14 protein-coding genes are annotated in these 15,601 nt (G+C 66.4%); 8 read left to right on the plus strand and 6 right to left on the minus strand.

The features are described 5' to 3' along the window. Positions 1–14: 14 nt before the first annotated feature. The 5 genes from KYG_RS16630 to KYG_RS16650 all read right to left on the minus strand — a co-directional run bounded on the left by KYG_RS16630 (position 15) and on the right by KYG_RS16650 (position 5,128). On the minus strand, positions 15–947 hold the full coding sequence (locus tag KYG_RS16630) for an electron transfer flavoprotein subunit alpha/FixB family protein (protein ID WP_008906098.1): 933 nt from the start codon (positions 945–947) through the stop codon (positions 15–17). After that, positions 948–1,697 carry an electron transfer flavoprotein subunit beta/FixA family protein gene (locus KYG_RS16635; protein WP_008906099.1) on the minus strand — a complete coding sequence of 250 codons (750 nt, stop codon included), beginning with the start codon at positions 1,695–1,697 and terminating at the stop codon, positions 948–950. Positions 1,698–1,892: 195 nt separating this feature from the next. Next, complete coding sequence (locus KYG_RS16640) at positions 1,893–3,239, minus strand: mechanosensitive ion channel family protein (protein WP_008906100.1); 1,347 nt, start codon at positions 3,237–3,239, stop codon at positions 1,893–1,895. A gap of 5 nt (positions 3,240–3,244) precedes the next feature. Continuing rightward, positions 3,245–4,036, minus strand: a complete 792-nt coding sequence (locus KYG_RS16645) for an enoyl-CoA hydratase (RefSeq protein ID WP_008906101.1) — start codon at positions 4,034–4,036, stop codon at positions 3,245–3,247. Positions 4,037–4,174: 138 nt separating this feature from the next. After that, positions 4,175–5,128 (minus strand): histone deacetylase family protein, encoded by a 954-nt coding sequence (locus KYG_RS16650; protein WP_008906102.1) that lies wholly within the window; start codon positions 5,126–5,128, stop codon positions 4,175–4,177. A 53-nt stretch (positions 5,129–5,181) separates the two neighbouring features. Between KYG_RS16650 and KYG_RS16655 the strand changes: the two genes are divergently transcribed. From KYG_RS16655 to KYG_RS16680, 6 genes are all read left to right on the plus strand, one after another. Next, positions 5,182–6,102, plus strand: a complete 921-nt coding sequence (locus tag KYG_RS16655; protein ID WP_008906103.1) for a MoxR family ATPase — start codon at positions 5,182–5,184, stop codon at positions 6,100–6,102. A gap of 3 nt (positions 6,103–6,105) precedes the next feature. Continuing rightward, the gene (locus tag KYG_RS16660; protein ID WP_008906104.1) at positions 6,106–7,149 is read left to right on the plus strand and encodes a DUF58 domain-containing protein; all 1,044 of its coding nucleotides are present in this window, start codon (positions 6,106–6,108) and stop codon (positions 7,147–7,149) included. Between the two features lie 112 nt (positions 7,150–7,261). Further along, positions 7,262–9,286, plus strand: coding sequence for a DUF3488 and transglutaminase-like domain-containing protein (locus KYG_RS16665; RefSeq protein WP_008906105.1), 2,025 nt, complete (start codon positions 7,262–7,264; stop codon positions 9,284–9,286). Positions 9,287–9,359: 73 nt separating this feature from the next. Continuing rightward, a complete protein-coding gene (mltB, locus tag KYG_RS16670; protein ID WP_034695016.1) occupies positions 9,360–10,436 on the plus strand; it encodes a lytic murein transglycosylase B in 1,077 nt (358 codons plus the stop codon). A gap of 131 nt (positions 10,437–10,567) precedes the next feature. Continuing rightward, positions 10,568–11,560, plus strand: a complete 993-nt coding sequence (locus tag KYG_RS16675) for an ABC transporter ATP-binding protein (protein ID WP_034695018.1) — start codon at positions 10,568–10,570, stop codon at positions 11,558–11,560. Positions 11,561–11,565: 5 nt separating this feature from the next. After that, positions 11,566–12,327 carry an ABC transporter permease gene (locus tag KYG_RS16680; RefSeq protein WP_008906108.1) on the plus strand — a complete coding sequence of 254 codons (762 nt, stop codon included), beginning with the start codon at positions 11,566–11,568 and terminating at the stop codon, positions 12,325–12,327. 30 nt (positions 12,328–12,357) lie between these two features. Here KYG_RS16680 and KYG_RS16685 read toward each other — a convergent pair whose 3' ends face one another. Beyond that, on the minus strand, positions 12,358–13,695 hold the full coding sequence (locus KYG_RS16685; protein ID WP_008906109.1) for a branched-chain amino acid ABC transporter substrate-binding protein: 1,338 nt from the start codon (positions 13,693–13,695) through the stop codon (positions 12,358–12,360). A 92-nt stretch (positions 13,696–13,787) separates the two neighbouring features. Here KYG_RS16685 and KYG_RS16690 point away from each other — a divergent pair, with 92 nt between their 5' ends. Both KYG_RS16690 and KYG_RS23360 read left to right on the plus strand, forming a co-directional pair. Next, complete coding sequence (locus tag KYG_RS16690; protein WP_008906110.1) at positions 13,788–14,177, plus strand: Hsp20/alpha crystallin family protein; 390 nt, start codon at positions 13,788–13,790, stop codon at positions 14,175–14,177. 187 nt (positions 14,178–14,364) lie between these two features. Beyond that, positions 14,365–15,576: a GGDEF domain-containing protein gene (locus KYG_RS23360; RefSeq protein ID WP_008906111.1), complete on the plus strand. Its 1,212-nt coding sequence runs from the start codon at positions 14,365–14,367 to the stop codon at positions 15,574–15,576. The last annotated feature ends 25 nt before the right edge of the window (positions 15,577–15,601 follow it).

Consider the following 15,601-nt stretch of genomic DNA (forward strand, 5'->3'; position numbering starts at 1 on the left):
GCACAGTGGCGTTCTTACAGGGCCTTGACCAGTTCTGGCACAGCCGTGAACAGATCAGCCTCCAGCCCATAGTCGGCCACGCTGAAGATCGGCGCCTCAGGATCCTTGTTGATCGCCACGATCACCTTGGAGTCCTTCATGCCGGCCAAATGCTGGATGGCACCCGAGATGCCAGCGGCGATGTACAGCTGCGGCGCCACGATCTTGCCGGTCTGGCCCACTTGCCAGTCGTTGGGGGCGTAGCCTGCGTCCACCGCAGCGCGGCTGGCGCCCAAAGCGGCACCCAGCTTGTCGGCCAGGGGGGTCATCACTTCGTCGAACTTTTCCTTGCTGCCCAGGGCGCGGCCGCCGGAGACGATGACCTTGGCAGCCGTCAGCTCGGGGCGGTCGCTCTTGGCGATTTCGCTGCCCATGAACGTGCTCTTGCCGTTGTCTGCCGTGGCGGCAGCCGTTTCCACCGCGGCAGAGCCACCGGTGGCGGCTGCGGCATCAAAGCCCGTGGCGCGCACGGTGATGACCTTCACGCTGTCGGCGCTTTGCACGGTGGCAATGGCGTTGCCGGCGTAGATGGGGCGCTCGAAGGTATCGGCGGAGATCACCTTGGTGATGTCACTGACCTGGGCCACATCGAGCTTGGCCGCCACGCGGGGGGCGATGTTGCGGCCGCTGGCCGTGGCGGAGAACAGGATGTGGCTGTAGCTGGAGGCGATGGCGAGCACCTGCGCGGCCACGTTTTCGGCCAGGCCGTGTTCCAGGCCGGGGGCATCAGCGTGGATGACCTTGGCAACACCGGCGATCTGGCCGGCAGCAGCGGCAGCAGCGCCGGCATTGTGGCCGGCCACCAGCACGTGCACGTCGCCACCGCAGGCTACAGCGGCCGTCACGGTGTTCAGCGTGGCGCCCTTGATGGACGCGTTGTCGTGTTCAGCAATAACGAGTACCGACATTTAGATCACCTTCGCTTCGTTCTTGAGTTTTTCGACCAAGGCAGCAACGTCAGCCACCTTCACACCAGCGCCGCGCTTGGCGGGCTCGGTCACCTTGAGGGTCTTCAGGCGAGGCGCCACGTCCACACCGAGGTCTTCGGGCTTGACGGTGTCGAGCTGCTTCTTCTTGGCCTTCATGATGTTGGGCAAGGTGACGTAGCGGGGCTCGTTCAGGCGCAGGTCGGTGGTGATGACGGCGGGCAGCGTGAGCTGCAGGGTTTCCAGGCCGCCGTCCACTTCGCGGGTCACGCTGACCTTGTCAGCAGCGAGTTCCACCTTGCTGGCAAACGTGGCCTGGGGCAGGTCGGCCAGGGCCGCCAGCATCTGGCCGGTCTGGTTGGCGTCGTCGTCGATGGCTTGCTTGCCCAGGATCACCAGCGAAGGTTGTTCCTTGTCCACCAGGGCCTTCAGGAGCTTGGCCACGGCCAGGGGCTGCAGTTCCACGTCGGTCTCGACCAGGATGGCACGGTCGGCACCAATGGCCATGGCGGTGCGCAGGGTTTCCTGGCACTGGGCCACGCCGCAGGAGACAGCGATGACTTCGGTCACCAGGCCTTTTTCTTTCAGGCGCACGGCCTCTTCAACGGCGATTTCGTCAAAGGGGTTCATGCTCATCTTCACGTTGGCGATGTCCACACCCGTGTTGTCCGACTTCACGCGGACCTTCACGTTGTAGTCCACCACGCGCTTGACAGGGACCAAGACCTTCATTGCTGCGGCTCCTAGAGTTGGTTGAATTGACGTTTACGTAAACTGGATCATTCTATGTCGCACTGCAGCGAAATCGCTACGGAGCCGGGACATAGACCACGCGATCAAAAAAGAACGATCGTGCTTTTTCAGAATTATAGGCGACGCAGCGGGCGCGCTGTCTAGAGTTTGCTGTCGCCTGGGCGAACAACATGCTCAGCGCTGCCGTGGGGGCTGGTCGGCACGCGATGCCACCTGTTCCACCACGGCCCCAGCCACCGGAACTGGCCCCTCCACCTGCACATGCATGACCCGCTGCGGATAAGGGATTTCGATCTTGTGGGCGCGCAGGGCCGCGAGGATGGCCCGGTTGATGTCCGAGCGCAGCCCCAGCGACCCGTTCTCGGGGTCGGCGATCCAGAAGCCCACGGTGAACTCCAGGCCGTCTGCCCCAAATGCCGACAGGGCCACGCTGGGGGCCGGATCGCGCAGCACCCGGGGGTTGACAAGTGCTGACTCGCCCAGCAGCCGGGTGACCAGGTCCACATCGCTGTCGTACCCCACGCTGACCACGGTGGACAACCACACCCGCGGGTCTGCCAGCGACAGGTTCTCCACCCGCTGGATGATCAGCATCTCGTTGGGCACGATGGACTCGCGGCCTGCCGGCGAACGCACCACGGTGTAGCGCGCGTTGATGCCGGTGATGCGCCCCTCGAAGTTGTCCACCCGCACGTTGTCGCCAATGCGCATGCTGCGTTCGGCCAGAATCACAAAGCCACTCACATAGTTGGACGCCAGCTTCTGCAGGCCAAAGCCAATGCCCACACCCACGGCACCGCCCAGCACCGACAGCGCGGTCAGGTCAATGCCCACAGCCGACAGCGCCATGATCAGCCCGACGAAAATCAGCAGCGCGCGCACGGCATTGCTCACTGCCTTTCGCAGCGACAGCTCTGCGCCGGTGGCCGAGCGCATCAGGCGCGCCTCGATGGCGGCAGATATCCACAGTGCAATGAGCAGCACCGCCCCGGCGGTCAGCGCGCCCTCGATCAGCGTTCGCACCGACAGGGTGGCGCCCCCCACTTTCCACTGGATCTTGTCGAGCTCGTCCAGCACGAGCGGCAGCAGCCCTGTCACCCACAGCACCATGCCCAGCCATGCCAGCCAGGAGATCGATCGCTCCATCGGGCGCACCCAGGCCGCATCCGGGTAAGCCACCTGCAGGACCTTGACGCCAATGCGGATCACCACCAGCGACACCAGCACCGGCACAGCCACCTTGAAAACGGCCAGGGGAAACCACAGCACCAGCAAGGTGCGCGACACATAGGCCAGGCCCAGCAGGGCGAGCGGGAACAGCGCACCGTCCACGATCCGCGCGCCAAACAGAATGGAACGGGGATCCCCCCGGTGAAGCCCGCGCTGAAGCGCGGACACCAGCAACCAAGCCAGGCCGACACACGCAGCCAGCGTTGCCAGCTCGATCAGCACGGTGGGCCGAACAAACCCCTCGGCCCAGCGGCCCAGGTCTTGCAGCATGGGCAGGTCGGTCGCAGCCATGGGGTTCAGCGCTTCCAGGCGGGCTGGCGCTTTTCAGCAAAGGCGAGCGCGCCCTCCTGCGCGGCCGCATCCATCATGTTGGCAGCCATGGTGGGGCCTGCCAGCTGATAGGCGGCATCGATGCCCAGCTCACGCTGCTGGTACACCAGCGCCTTGCCCATGGCAACCGCCACGCGGGGCTTTTGCACGATGGATTGCACCAGCTTCTCCACCTCCGCATCCAGCCCGTCGGCGGGCACCACACGGTTCACCAGCCCTTGCGCGAGCGCGGTAGGGGCATCGATGAAATCCCCTGTCAGCAGCATTTCCATCGCCCGCTTGGCGGGCACGTTGCGCACCAGCGGCACGCTGGGCGTGGCGCAGAACAGGCCGTAGTGGATGCCGCTGGTGGCAAAGCTGGCCGAGTCGGCCGCCACCGCCAGGTCACATTGCGCGACCAGCTGGCAGCCTGCTGCGGTGGCCATGCCCTGCACCCGCGCAATGACAGGCACGCTGAGCTTGTGGATGGTGAGCATCATGCGGCTGCACTGCGCAAAAAGCTTCTGGTAGTAAGCCAGCTCCGGGTTCGCAGCCATCTCCTTGAGGTTGTGGCCCGCGCAAAACGCCTTGCCGGCTGCGGCCAGCACCACCACGCGCACCGATTCGTCGCGGCCCGCATCGTCCAGCGCCTGCTGCAGTGCACAGAGCATTTCAGCGCCCAAGGCATTGAAACGCGCAGGGTCGTTCAAAGTGAGGGTGACCACACCGCGCGCATCACGTGTGATCTGCAGCAGATCGTCTGAATTTGGAATCGTCATGTTGCATCTCCTGTGCTCGGCAATGCGAGCGGCGATTGAGTCAGGCGCGCATGAGGCCAGTGGCACCGTGGAACCTGCCATGACAGGCCCCCTGGCGTTTCCCACCTGGGTGCGCCGCGGCAGGCAGCACAGCGCGCGTCAAAGATCCGCAAGAACGCGCAAGTGCGCCTCCACACTGCGCGCCAGCGGGCCCATCACGTAGCCGCCTTCCAGGCACGACACAATGCGGCCCTTGGAGAAGCGGCGGGCGACATCCTTCACGCGCTGGGTGATCCAGGCGTAGTCCTGCTCCGTCAGGCCCAGCTGGCCCATGTCGTCCTCGCGGTGGCCGTCAAAGCCTGCGCTGACAAAGATCATCTCGGGCTTGAAGGCTTCCAGCCGGGGCATCCACATCACCTCGATGATCTCGCGGATATCCATGCCCCGCGTGTACGCCGCTACGGGCACGTTCACCATGTTGGGTGCCGGGTCGTGGTCACCGCTGTAGGGGTAGAACGGGTGCTGAAAGATGCTGACCATCAGCGCACGCGGGTCATGGGCCAGGATGTCTTCGGTGCCGTTGCCGTGGTGCACGTCAAAGTCCACCACCGCCACCCGCTGCAGGTTGTAGCGCTGCAGCGCGTATTTGGCGGCCACCGCCACGTTGTTGAAAAAACAGAACCCCATGGCCTTGTCGCGGCAGGCGTGGTGGCCCGGCGGGCGCACCGAGCAAAAGGCGTTTTCCACCTCGCCGGCCATCACTGCATCGGTGGCAGCCAGCGCGGCCCCGGCAGCCCGCAGCGAGGCTTTCCAGGTGTGGGCGTTGATGGAGGTGTCGGTGTCGATCTGGGCGTAGTTGGGGCCGCCGGCCAACAGTTCTTCATTGAGCCGGTCCGACAGGCCGCGCAGCGCCGCGATGTGCATGCGGCCGTGGGCCAGCTCGATGTCGGCCAGCGAGGCCTCCGGGGCGTCGTAGCGCTCCAGCGCATCGCCCACACCAGTGACCAGCAAGCGGTCTTCGATGGCGTCCAGCCGTTCGGGGCATTCGGGGTGGCCCGGGCCCATCTCGTGCTTCCAACAGTCCCGATGGGTGAAATAGCCCGTCTTGCTCACAGTCTTGTCCCCGCGTCTCGCATTATTTGGAGTTTTTCGGATAACGTCGCGCCATGAATGCACAGCACAAGATCAAATCGTTACTGGATCAGCTTAACACGGTGATCGTGGGCAAACAGGCGCAAGTCCAAGACTGCGTGGCCTGTCTGCTGGCAGGAGGGCACCTGCTGATCGAGGATGTTCCGGGGGTGGGCAAGACCACCCTGGCCCACGCACTGTCGCGCACTTTTGGCCTGCAGTTCTCGCGCGTGCAGTTCACGGCCGACCTCATGCCCAGCGACCTGACGGGCGTGTCGGTGTACGAGCGCGGCAAGGAGGCCTTCGTGTTCCACCCCGGCCCGGTGTTTGCCCAGGTGCTGCTGGCCGACGAGATCAACCGCGCCAGCCCCAAGACGCAGAGCGCGCTGCTTGAAGCCATGGAAGAAAAGCAGGTGTCGGTGGAGGGCGAAACCCGCGCCCTGCCCCACCCGTTCTTCGTGATCGCCACGCAAAACCCGCACGACCAGCTGGGCACCTTTGCGCTGCCCGAATCGCAGCTGGACCGCTTCCTCATGCGCATCTCCATCGGCTACCCCGACCGCGCGGCCGAGCGCGTGCTGCTGGCGGGTGCCGACCGGCGCGACATGGTGGACACCATGCTGCCGCTGCTGTCCGACGATGAACTGGCCGAGCTGCAGCGCCAGGTGCAGGCCATCCATACGGCCGAGCCGCTGCTCAACTATGTGCAGGACCTGATCGCGGCCACGCGCTCGGGCCGCTGGTTTCTGCAGGGCCTGTCGCCCCGCGCAGGCATTGCCCTGGTGCGCGCAGCCAAGGCCCAGGCGCTCATCAGCGGGCGCGACTATGTGGCACCCGATGATGTGCAGGCCGTGCTGCCCCAGACCATCGCCCACCGCCTGGTGCCCGTGGGCGATGCCGGGCGGGGCGCGGTGGAGCAGGTGCGCGCCATGGTGGAAGCCGTGCCCCTGCCCTGAGCCATGGATCCCGCTGCCCCGATCCCCCTGTCACCCGCCGGGCGCTGGCACCGCCTGGCGGGGCGGCTGAACCCGCTGGCGCCGCTGCGCAGCCGCTTTCAGCGCTGGTGGCAGGCGCGCCTGCCGCTCAGCGACACCCTGGTCCTCACCCAGCGCAACGTCTACATCCTGCCCACGGGCGCGGGCTGGATGCTGGCGCTGACGCTGGGGGTGCTTCTTGTCGCTTCGATCAACTACCAGCTGAACCTGGGGTATCTGCTCACGTTCCTGCTGGCGGGCAGCGCTGTGGTCGGCATGCACATATGCCACGCCAACCTGCGCGGCCTCACGCTGCATCTGAAGCCGCCCGAGCCGCACTTCATGGGCACCAGCGCCGCGTTCGATATCCAGCTGTCCAGCGACCGCAAGACGCCGCGCTACGGCATTGCCCTGTCGGTGCACACCGACGGCAAGGAGGCGCACCACTGGGCCTGGACCGATGTGCCGGCGCAGGGGCAGTCCGGCGTGCAGGTGGCCTTCAAGCCTGAACGCCGGGGCCTGCACGGCGTGCCCACCCTCATGGCCGAGACGCGTTTCCCGCTGGGCACCTTTCGCGTATGGACCTACTGGCGCCCCGCAGCGAAGGTGCTGGTGTACCCGGCACCCGAAACGCCCGCGCCGCCCCTGCCACCGGGCGAGCCGCGCGCTGGCGGCACGGGCAGCGCGCCATCCCAGGGGATTGGCGAATTTGATGGCGTGCGTGCCTACCGCCGGGGCGACCCGCTCAAGCTGGTCGTCTGGAAAAAAGCGGCCAAGTCGCTGGGCACGGGCACCGATGACCTGGTCAGCCGCGACTCCCAGCAGGCGCAGCGGCACGAACTGTGGCTGGATCTGGCCCGCGCCGCCCTGCCCGAGCACGAAGCCCGCGTCTCACGCCTGACCGCCTGGGTGTTGCAGGCAGACCGCCTGGGGCTGGACTACGGCCTCAGGCTGCCCGGCGTGGAGATTGCCCCGGACACGGGCGCCGCTCACCGCAGAAACTGCCTGGAGGCGCTGGCGCTGTGCTGAATCATTCCGAAAAATTCATGCCAGATTGGTCTCCAGCGCTTATCCATCAAGCGCCTATAGCTATATTTTCAATAGCATTTTTATTGCCAACAGCCGGGTTCGCCCCACTGCCATGACCCTGCGCCAAACCCTTGCATCCCTGCCCCGCGACGCCCGCGACACGCTTTTTTTGCTGTTCGTGATCGTGTGGGTGATTGCGCCCCAGGTGTCCAACCTGCCGGTGTGGACCAGCGTGCTGGCCGGCGGGCTGCTGCTGTGGCGCGGCTGGCTGGCCTGGGCGGGGCGGCCCCTGCCCGGCCGCTGGACGGTGGCTGTGCTGCTGGTGGTGGCGGTGGCGGGCACGCTGCTCACGCACCGCACCATCCTGGGGCGGGACGCCGGCGTCACCCTGATCGTGATGCTGCTGGCGCTCAAGACGCTGGAATTGCGCGCGCGGCGCGACGCCATGGTGGTGTTCTTCCTGGGCTTCTTCACGATGCTCAGCAATTTCTTCTTCTCCCAGTCACTGCTGACCGCCGCCGCCATGCTGGTGGCGCTGCTGGGCCTGCTCATGGCGCTGGTCAATGCCCACATGCCCGTGGGGCGCCCGCCCCTTGCCCAAGCCTTCCGCATGGCAGGCACCATGGCGCTGCTGGGGGCGCCCATCATGGTGGCGCTGTTCATGCTGTTCCCGCGCATGGCGCCGCTGTGGGGCATGCCGGGCGAGAACCTCACCGGCCGCAGCGGCCTGTCGGGCACGATGCGGGTGGGCGAGATGGCCGAAATTGCGCTCGATGAACGCGTGGCGATCCGCCTGCGGTTTGAAGGCGCCCCCACCGATGTTCCGCCGCAGTCGGCGCTGTACTTCCGCGGCCCGGTCATGACGTCGTTTGACGGCCGGCAGTGGCAGGCCGAACCGTTCCGCGAAGACAGTGCCTGGGCCGCCCGCGTGGCCGTGCCGGCCAGCCTGCAGGTCAGCGGCCCGGCGGTGCGCTACGAGGTCACGCTGGAGCCGCAGCGCCAGCCCTGGCTGATGGTGCTGGAGGCCACCCCCGATGCGCCCCAGCTGCCCAACATGCAGGCCTACATGACGCAGGACCTGCAGTGGATGACCACGCGCCCCATCACCGAGGTGTTGCGCTACCAGGCCGTGAGCTATCCGCAGTTCCGCCATGGCCCGCAGCAAGCCGTGCAGCAGCTGCGCGTGTACACCGAGCTGCCAACCGGCTTCAACCCCCGCACGCTGGCGCTGGCGGCGCAGATGCGCACAGACCCCGCGCTGGCCACGGCCAATGCCGAAACGCTGGTCAATGCGGTGCTGCAGCGGCTGCGCACCGGGGGCTACAGCTACACCCTGGACCCCGGTGTGTACGGCGAGCACACGGCCGACGAATTCTGGTTCGACCGCAAGGAGGGGTTCTGCGAACACATTGCCTCGGCCTTCGTGGTGCTGATGCGGGCGTTGGATGTGCCCACGCGCATCGTCACCGGCTACCAGGGCGGCGAACGCAACCCGGTGGACGGCTACTGGACCGTGCGCAACGCCGACGCCCATGCCTGGGCCGAGGTCTGGATGGAAGGCCGTGGCTGGGTGCGCGTGGACCCCACCGGCGCGATTGCGCCCAACCGGGTGGGCGCCTTCCAGCGCCTTCGGGCGCCGCAGGGCGCCCTTGCCACCGCCATGGGCACCTTGAGCCCGGGCATGGTGCAGAACCTGCGCGCGGTGTGGGAGGCCGTGAACAACAGCTGGAACCAGTGGGTGCTCAACTACACCCAGAAGCGCCAGCTCGACCTGCTCAAGGCGCTGGGGTTTGAGTCGCCCAGCTGGCAGGATCTCACCACGCTGCTGGGCACGCTGGTGCTAGCGGCGGCGCTGGGCGGCATGGGCTGGAGCGCCTGGGAGCGCAGCCAGCACGACCCCTGGCTGCGTCTGCTGGCACGCGCGCGCCAGCGCCTGGCGCGTGCCGGCCTGGCACTGCCCGACAACCTGCCCCCCCGCGCGATGGCCCAGCAGGTACAGGCGCACTTCGGAGCGCCCGCCCAGCGCCTGAGCGACTGGCTGCTGCAGCTGGAACAGCTGCGCTATGCCCCCAGTCCCGCCACCGAACTGGCTCAGCTGCGGAGCGCATTCCGCAGCCTGCCCTGGCCCCAACCATGACGCCACGCCAGACTCCCGCTGCCTCGCGCTGGCATCATGGGTTTCTGGCAACGCAGAGTAACGACGAACCGCAATGAAGAAGACCGCCCTGTGGACATCCACAGCTATTTTTTTGATAGCTGCCAGCGCAATACCAGTAAGCGCCAGCGCCCAAAAACACTCAAAAAACGCCACCTCTCGGCAACAGCCTGCCGTGCTCTACGCATCACGCCCCGAGGCCCTGCAGTTTGCCGACGACCTGGCCGCGCGCCGCGACCTGGACCGTGAATGGGTGCGCCAGGCCATTGGGCAGGCGCGCTTTCTGCCGCAGGTGCCGCGGCTCATGCTGCCACCGGCCCGGGGCACGGCCAAGAACTGGCGGGTGTACCGCAGCCGCTTTATCGACCCGGTGCGCATACGGGCCGGGCAGCGGTTCTGGCAGGAGAACCAGGCCACGCTGGCGCGGGCCGAGCGCGAGTACGGCGTGCCCGCCGAAATCATCGTGGGCATCATCGGCGTGGAGACCATCTATGGCCAGCAGATGGGCACCTTCCGCGTGATGGATGCGCTGGCCACGCTGGCGTTTGACTTTCCGGCAGCCCACCCGCGCGCCGCGGAGCGCACCGAGTTTTTCCGCCGTGAGCTGGAGCAGTTCCTGAGCCTCACCCACCGCAGCAACATCGACCCGTTCGAGCCCCGCGGCAGCTATGCCGGGGCCATGGGCCTGGGGCAGTTCATGCCCTCCAGCTGGGTGCGCTACGCGATTGATTTTGATGGCGACGGGCGCGTGGACCTCTTCAACAGCCCGGCCGACGCCATCGGCTCGGTGGCCAACTATTTCATCGGCCACGGCTGGACGCCGGGCATGCCCACCCACTTTGGCGTGCAGTTCGACCCCAGCCGCCTGCAGCTCGATGACCTGCTCGCACCGGACATACTGCCCACCTTCAGCGTGGCCAGCCTGCAGACCAAGGGCGCCATGCCGGATGCAGCGGGTGCGCAGCACACCGGGCCGCTGGCGCTGGTGGAGCTGCAAAACGGCCCCGACGCTCCGTCCTATGTCGCCGGTACCGATAACTTTTACGCCATCACCCGCTACAACTGGTCCAGCTACTACGCCATGGCCGTGATCGAGCTGGGCCGCGAGGTGGCGGCAGCCCGGGCGCGTTGAAACCGGCGCCTGGCCCCCGCCCGTGCAGGCCCGCGCCAGCGGGTTCACAATCGGGCCCTTCTACGCCTTTCGACTCCCCGCACAGCCGGTAACACCGGTGCGGCGGCTCACTTCTTCCGGACCCGTGTCCCATGCCTGCACCAACATCTACCACCCCAGCCGCAAACGCCATCGTCCGTGTGCGCGGCGTGAGCAAAACCTATGCGGGCGGCTTTCAGGCGCTCAAGAACATCGACCTGGACATCCGCCGGGGAGAGATCTTTGCGCTGCTGGGCCCCAACGGTGCAGGCAAGACCACGCTCATCAGCGTGATCTGCGGCATGAGCAACGCCACCGAGGGCACCATCACCGCCGACGGCCATGACACTGTGCGCGACTACCGTGCCGCCCGCGCCGCCATCGGGCTGGTACCGCAAGAGCTGCACACCGACTCGTTCGAAACCGTGTGGGCCACCGTCAACTTCAGCCGCGGTCTGTTCGGCAAGGCGCCGAACCCGGCGTTCATCGAGAAAATCCTCAGGGACCTGTCGCTGTGGGACAAGAAGGACAGCAAGATCCTGGCGCTGTCGGGCGGGATGAAACGCCGCGTGCTGATCGCCAAGGCGCTGTCGCATGAGCCCAAGATCTTGTTCCTGGACGAGCCCAGCGCCGGTGTGGACGTGGAGCTGCGCCACGACATGTGGCGCCTGGTGCGCGCGCTGCGCGATGCGGGCACCACCATCATCCTGACCACGCACTACCTTGAAGAGGCCGAGGACATGGCCGACCGCATCGGCGTGATCCGCAAGGGCGAGCTGATTGTGGTGGAAGACAAGGCCGTGCTGATGCGCAAGCTGGGCAAGAAAGAACTGGCCATCACGCTGCAGCAGCCCATGGAGCAGGTGCCTGCAGCGCTGGCGCGCTGGCCGCTGGTGCTCAGCCAGGGCGGTACTGTGCTCACCTATAGCTTTGACACGCAGCAGGAGGACACCGGCATTGCCGCCCTGCTGCGTGCTCTGGCCGACCACGGCATCGACTTCAAGGACCTGCATTCCAGCGAAAGCTCGCTGGAAGACATCTTCGTCAGCCTGGTGCACGAGGACAAAGACCCAACCCCTTCGCCCCAGAAAGCGACTGCAGCATGACCGGCTTGAACCTGCATGGCGTGCGCGCCATCTACCGCTTCGAAATGAACCGTGCGTTCCGCACCTGGATGCAAAGCCTCATTGCGCCCGTGCTCACCACCGCGCTGTACTTCATCGTGTTCGGTTCCGCCATCGGCTCACGCATGGGCGACATCGGCGGGGTCAGCTACGGCGCCTACATCATCCCCGGGCTGCTGATGCTGTCGCTGCTGTCCGAGAGCATTTCCAACTCAGCCTTCGGCATCTACATGCCCAAGTGGTCGGGCACCATCTACGAGCTGCTCAGCGCGCCGGTGAACTGGGTGGAGGTACTGCTGGGCTATGTGGGCGCGGCGGCCAGCAAGTCCCTCCTGGTGTCGGTGCTCATCCTCACCACCGCCCGGGTGTTTGTGCCGTACGAGGTGGCCCACCCGGTGTGGATGGTGGGCTTTCTGGTGCTCACCGCCGTCACGTTCTGCCTGTTCGGCTTCATCATCGGCCTGTGGGCCGACAGTTTTCAGAAGCTGCAGGTCATCCCGCTGCTGGTCATCACGCCGCTGACCTTCCTGGGCGGCGCGTTCTACAGCATCAGCATGCTGCCCCCGTTCTGGCAAACAGTCTCGCTGTTCAACCCGGTGGTCTACCTCATCAGCGGCTTGCGCTGGGCGTTCTACGGGCAGGCCGACGTGCACATCGGCGTGAGCACCAGCATGACGCTCGGCTTTATGGCCCTGTGCCTCGTGGTGGTGTGGTGGGTGTTCAAGACGGGGCACCGCATCCGGCGCTGATGGTGCGCCGCCCGCTTCAGCGGGCGCCGTTCAATAGCGCTGCATGTTGCAGCTGTGCGGCTGTTGCGCCTTGGCGGCGGGAATCTGCCGCACCACGCGAAAGCCGTAGCCCGAGCCTTCCACGTCAAACTTCACACCCGGCGCGCCCTTTTTGTCCATCACGCCCACCACCAGGGCCTGCTGGAACTGGTGGTCCGCCGCGCGCATGCTGCCGCCCTGGCCCGAAAGCTGCACGTTCGCACTCTCCATCTGGCGCGCCACGGCCACGGCGTCGGTGCTGCCCGCGCGCTCGATGGACTGGGCCAGCGCCTCCACCATGAGCTGCATGCGCATGTGCACATAGTCATCCTGCGGCTTGGGGAATCGGGTGCGGAAGGACTGGTAGAACGCCTCGCTCTGCGCGCCCGGCACATTGGGCAGCCAGTCGGCCACGGCCACCACCTTGCCGATGCCCGCGTCGCCGATGGCGGCGGGCGCTCCAAGTGCATTGCCGTAGAAGGTGTAGAAGCTGCCCTCGTAACCCACCTCCCTTGCGGCCTTCACCAGCAAGGTGAGGTCATTGCCCCAGTTGCCCGTAACCACCGCCTGCGCGCCGCTGGTCTTGATCTTGACGGCGTAGGGCGCGAAGTCCTTCACGCGGCCCACGGGGTGCAGCTCGTCGCCCACCACCGCCACGTCGGGGCGCTGCGCGGCCAGTTGCTTCTTGGCCTCGCGCAGCACCGCCTGGCCAAAGCTGTAGTCCTGGCCGATGAGGTACACGCTCTTGAGGCCCAAGTCCTCGCGCATCACTTCCATCAGCGCAGCCATGCGCATGTCGGCATGGGCGTCAAAGCGGAAGTGCCAGAAGCTGCACTTTTCGTTGGTGAGGATCGGGTCCACCGCCGAGTAGTTGAGGAAGATCACGCGCTTGCTCGGCTCGCGCTCGTTGTGCTTGTTGATCGCCTCGATCAGCACCGCCGCCGTGGCCGACGAGTTGCCCTGCAGGATCACTTGGGCGCCATCGTCGATGGCGGCCCGCAGCGCCGACAGCGCCTCTTCGTTCTGGCCCTTGCTGTCGTAGCGTTCCAGCGCCAGCGGGCGGGGGCCGCCCACTGCGGCGGGCAACTGCACGCCGCCGCGCGCGTTCACCCGCTCCAGGGCCCAGTAGATGTTGCGGTACACGGCCTCGCCCGTGTTGGCAAAGGCCCCCGAGAGGCTTTCGATGAGTGCCACCTTCACCGGCTTGGCCGGGGCCACCGCCGCGGCGGTCTGCGCCCAGCTGGCGGAGGCGGGTGCCAGTGCACTGCCGAGCGCGATGGCCAGCGCGAAAGCGGATTGACGTAATGCCGTTGCGCCTTTTTTCAAGCCCACGGAGCGCAATTTATTCATGCCATTTTTCCCTTGAAATGCGGCGTGGCCGCACACACCTCCTTGGCATGCGGCGACCACGTCGAGAGCCGCGCAGTGTATAGGAGTACCCCATGATCTTCGCCCCCGTGATCCGCCGCGCCGCCTACGCCCAGGCACCCCGTCCTGCCGATCTGGCACTGCAGCGCTTTTTGCTGGGAACGGTGGCCGAATCCGCAGCATCCCGCTCCGCGGGCTGCACGGTCACGCAGGATGACAAGGCCACCACGCTGCAACTGGACGTGCCGGGCCTGACCCGCGAGCAGCTGCAGATCCGCATCGAAGGCAATGTCGTGCGCCTGCACAGCGTGGAAGGCGCCCCCCGCCGCGTACAGCGTGCGTGGGAGCTGGCCAGCGACATCGATGCGGCCCAAAGCACCGCCAAACTTGAAAACGGCGTGCTGACCCTCTCGCTGGCCAAACTGGCCCCCGAGGACAAGTCGGTACAGCTGCTGGTGCAGTAAGTCAGATTCTTTTTTACACAAAGGCAAGGCCCGCTGGGAGTAGCGACTCCCGGCGGGCTTTTTGCCATGCGGCGGCGCCCGGCGTCCGATAAGATCGCCCCGCGCCGCCCCTGAAGGGCCCCCTCACCCCCCAAACTCCGATCACTGCGTGCCGCCCCCGGCATCTGCAAGGCCCCGAGATACTGCGATGGCTTCCCTCGAAAACCTGTCTGCAGCCCATGCCACCTTGCTGGTCGGCATATTGCTGGAGCTTTTTGTGGCTCTGGGGTGGTTGCTGGTGGCGGCGCTGCTGGCCCCCGCGCGCCGCGCCGCGGTGCAGTGGGCCGGCTTTGCCTTCCTGCAGGGCCTTGCGTTTGTGGTCTACCTCAACATGGGCCGCTGGCCGGACATCCATGGCCACGCGGTGAGCAACCTGCTGCTGGTGGCTGCACTGGTGCTGCAGGTGCGGGGCTTGCAGGTGATCACCGGCAAACCGCCAGCCGAACACGCGCTGCTTGCGCTGCTGGTCTTCGGCGCTCTGATCCAATGGGTGTGGATTTCGCACGAACATTCTGCGTGGCGCATGGCCGCCACCAGCTTGCTGGCCAGCGGCCTGTGCGGCTTTGCTGCCGTTGCCATGCTGCAGTGCATACGGCACGAAAGCGCACATGCGCCGCGCGTGCTGGGCGCTTTCCTCTGCGCCCCCTCAGCCATCGCCAGCGGCTTGCTGGTGATCCGCGCAATCTTCGTGCTGCAGCATCCTGAACGGGTGATCCGCGAAGACAGCCTCAACCAGTCGCTGGGCGTACTGGGCTCCATGGGGTGGCTGTTCTTTTCGGTTGGCATGTCCCTGGCCCTGGCGGGCGTCGTGCTGTACAAGCTCCAGCGCAAGTTGAGCCAGGCGGCCACGCACGACGCCCTTACCGGCCTGCCCAACCGCCGCGCGGCCGACGATTTCATGGCGCACGAAGCCCTGCTCGCACAACGCCGGGGCGCACCGTTGTCGGCATTGATGGTGGACATCGACTTCTTCAAACGGGTGAACGACCAGCACGGCCATGCGGCGGGCGACCATGTGCTGCAAACCCTGGCACAGCTGCTGAAGCGTCGCGCCCGGGCGAGCGATCTGGTGGCCCGCTGGGGTGGCGAGGAGTTTCTGGTGCTCCTGCCCGACACCTCGCCAGAGGGTGCGCAGCAAGTGGGCGAACAGCTGCGCCTGGCAGTGCAGGAGGCCCCCTTTCGGTGGCAGGACACGGCGATTCCCGTGACCGTGAGCATCGGGGCCGCCACCTGGAGCAGCGGCCCTTTCCATGCCAATGCGCTCATTGCCAGCGCGGACGGCGCCCTCTACCAGGCCAAGAGCAGTGGCCGCAACCGCGTGTGCGTGGCTGCGCCGGCAGCGGCTTCGATCCACGGGTAAGCAACGCCAAATATCTGCTGAAAAT

Source organism: Acidovorax sp. NO-1 (assembly GCF_000238595.1).
Classification (GTDB): Bacteria; Pseudomonadota; Gammaproteobacteria; order Burkholderiales; family Burkholderiaceae_C; genus Acidovorax.

Coding starts and splice junctions, on each gene's coding strand:
- KYG_RS16630 (WP_008906098.1), bottom strand. CDS start 947: ATGTCGGTACTCGTTATTGCTGAACACGACAACGCGTCCATCAAGGGC.
- KYG_RS16635 (WP_008906099.1), bottom strand. CDS start 1,697: ATGAAGGTCTTGGTCCCTGTCAAGCGCGTGGTGGACTACAACGTGAAG.
- KYG_RS16640 (WP_008906100.1), bottom strand. CDS start 3,239: ATGGCTGCGACCGACCTGCCCATGCTGCAAGACCTGGGCCGCTGGGCC.
- KYG_RS16645 (WP_008906101.1), bottom strand. CDS start 4,036: ATGACGATTCCAAATTCAGACGATCTGCTGCAGATCACACGTGATGCG.
- KYG_RS16655 (WP_008906103.1), top strand. CDS start 5,182: ATGAATGCACAGCACAAGATCAAATCGTTACTGGATCAGCTTAACACG.
- KYG_RS16660 (WP_008906104.1), top strand. CDS start 6,106: ATGGATCCCGCTGCCCCGATCCCCCTGTCACCCGCCGGGCGCTGGCAC.
- KYG_RS16665 (WP_008906105.1), top strand. CDS start 7,262: ATGACCCTGCGCCAAACCCTTGCATCCCTGCCCCGCGACGCCCGCGAC.
- mltB (WP_034695016.1), top strand. CDS start 9,360: ATGAAGAAGACCGCCCTGTGGACATCCACAGCTATTTTTTTGATAGCT.
- KYG_RS16675 (WP_034695018.1), top strand. CDS start 10,568: ATGCCTGCACCAACATCTACCACCCCAGCCGCAAACGCCATCGTCCGT.
- KYG_RS16685 (WP_008906109.1), bottom strand. CDS start 13,695: ATGAATAAATTGCGCTCCGTGGGCTTGAAAAAAGGCGCAACGGCATTA.
- KYG_RS16690 (WP_008906110.1), top strand. CDS start 13,788: ATGATCTTCGCCCCCGTGATCCGCCGCGCCGCCTACGCCCAGGCACCC.
- KYG_RS23360 (WP_008906111.1), top strand. CDS start 14,365: ATGGCTTCCCTCGAAAACCTGTCTGCAGCCCATGCCACCTTGCTGGTC.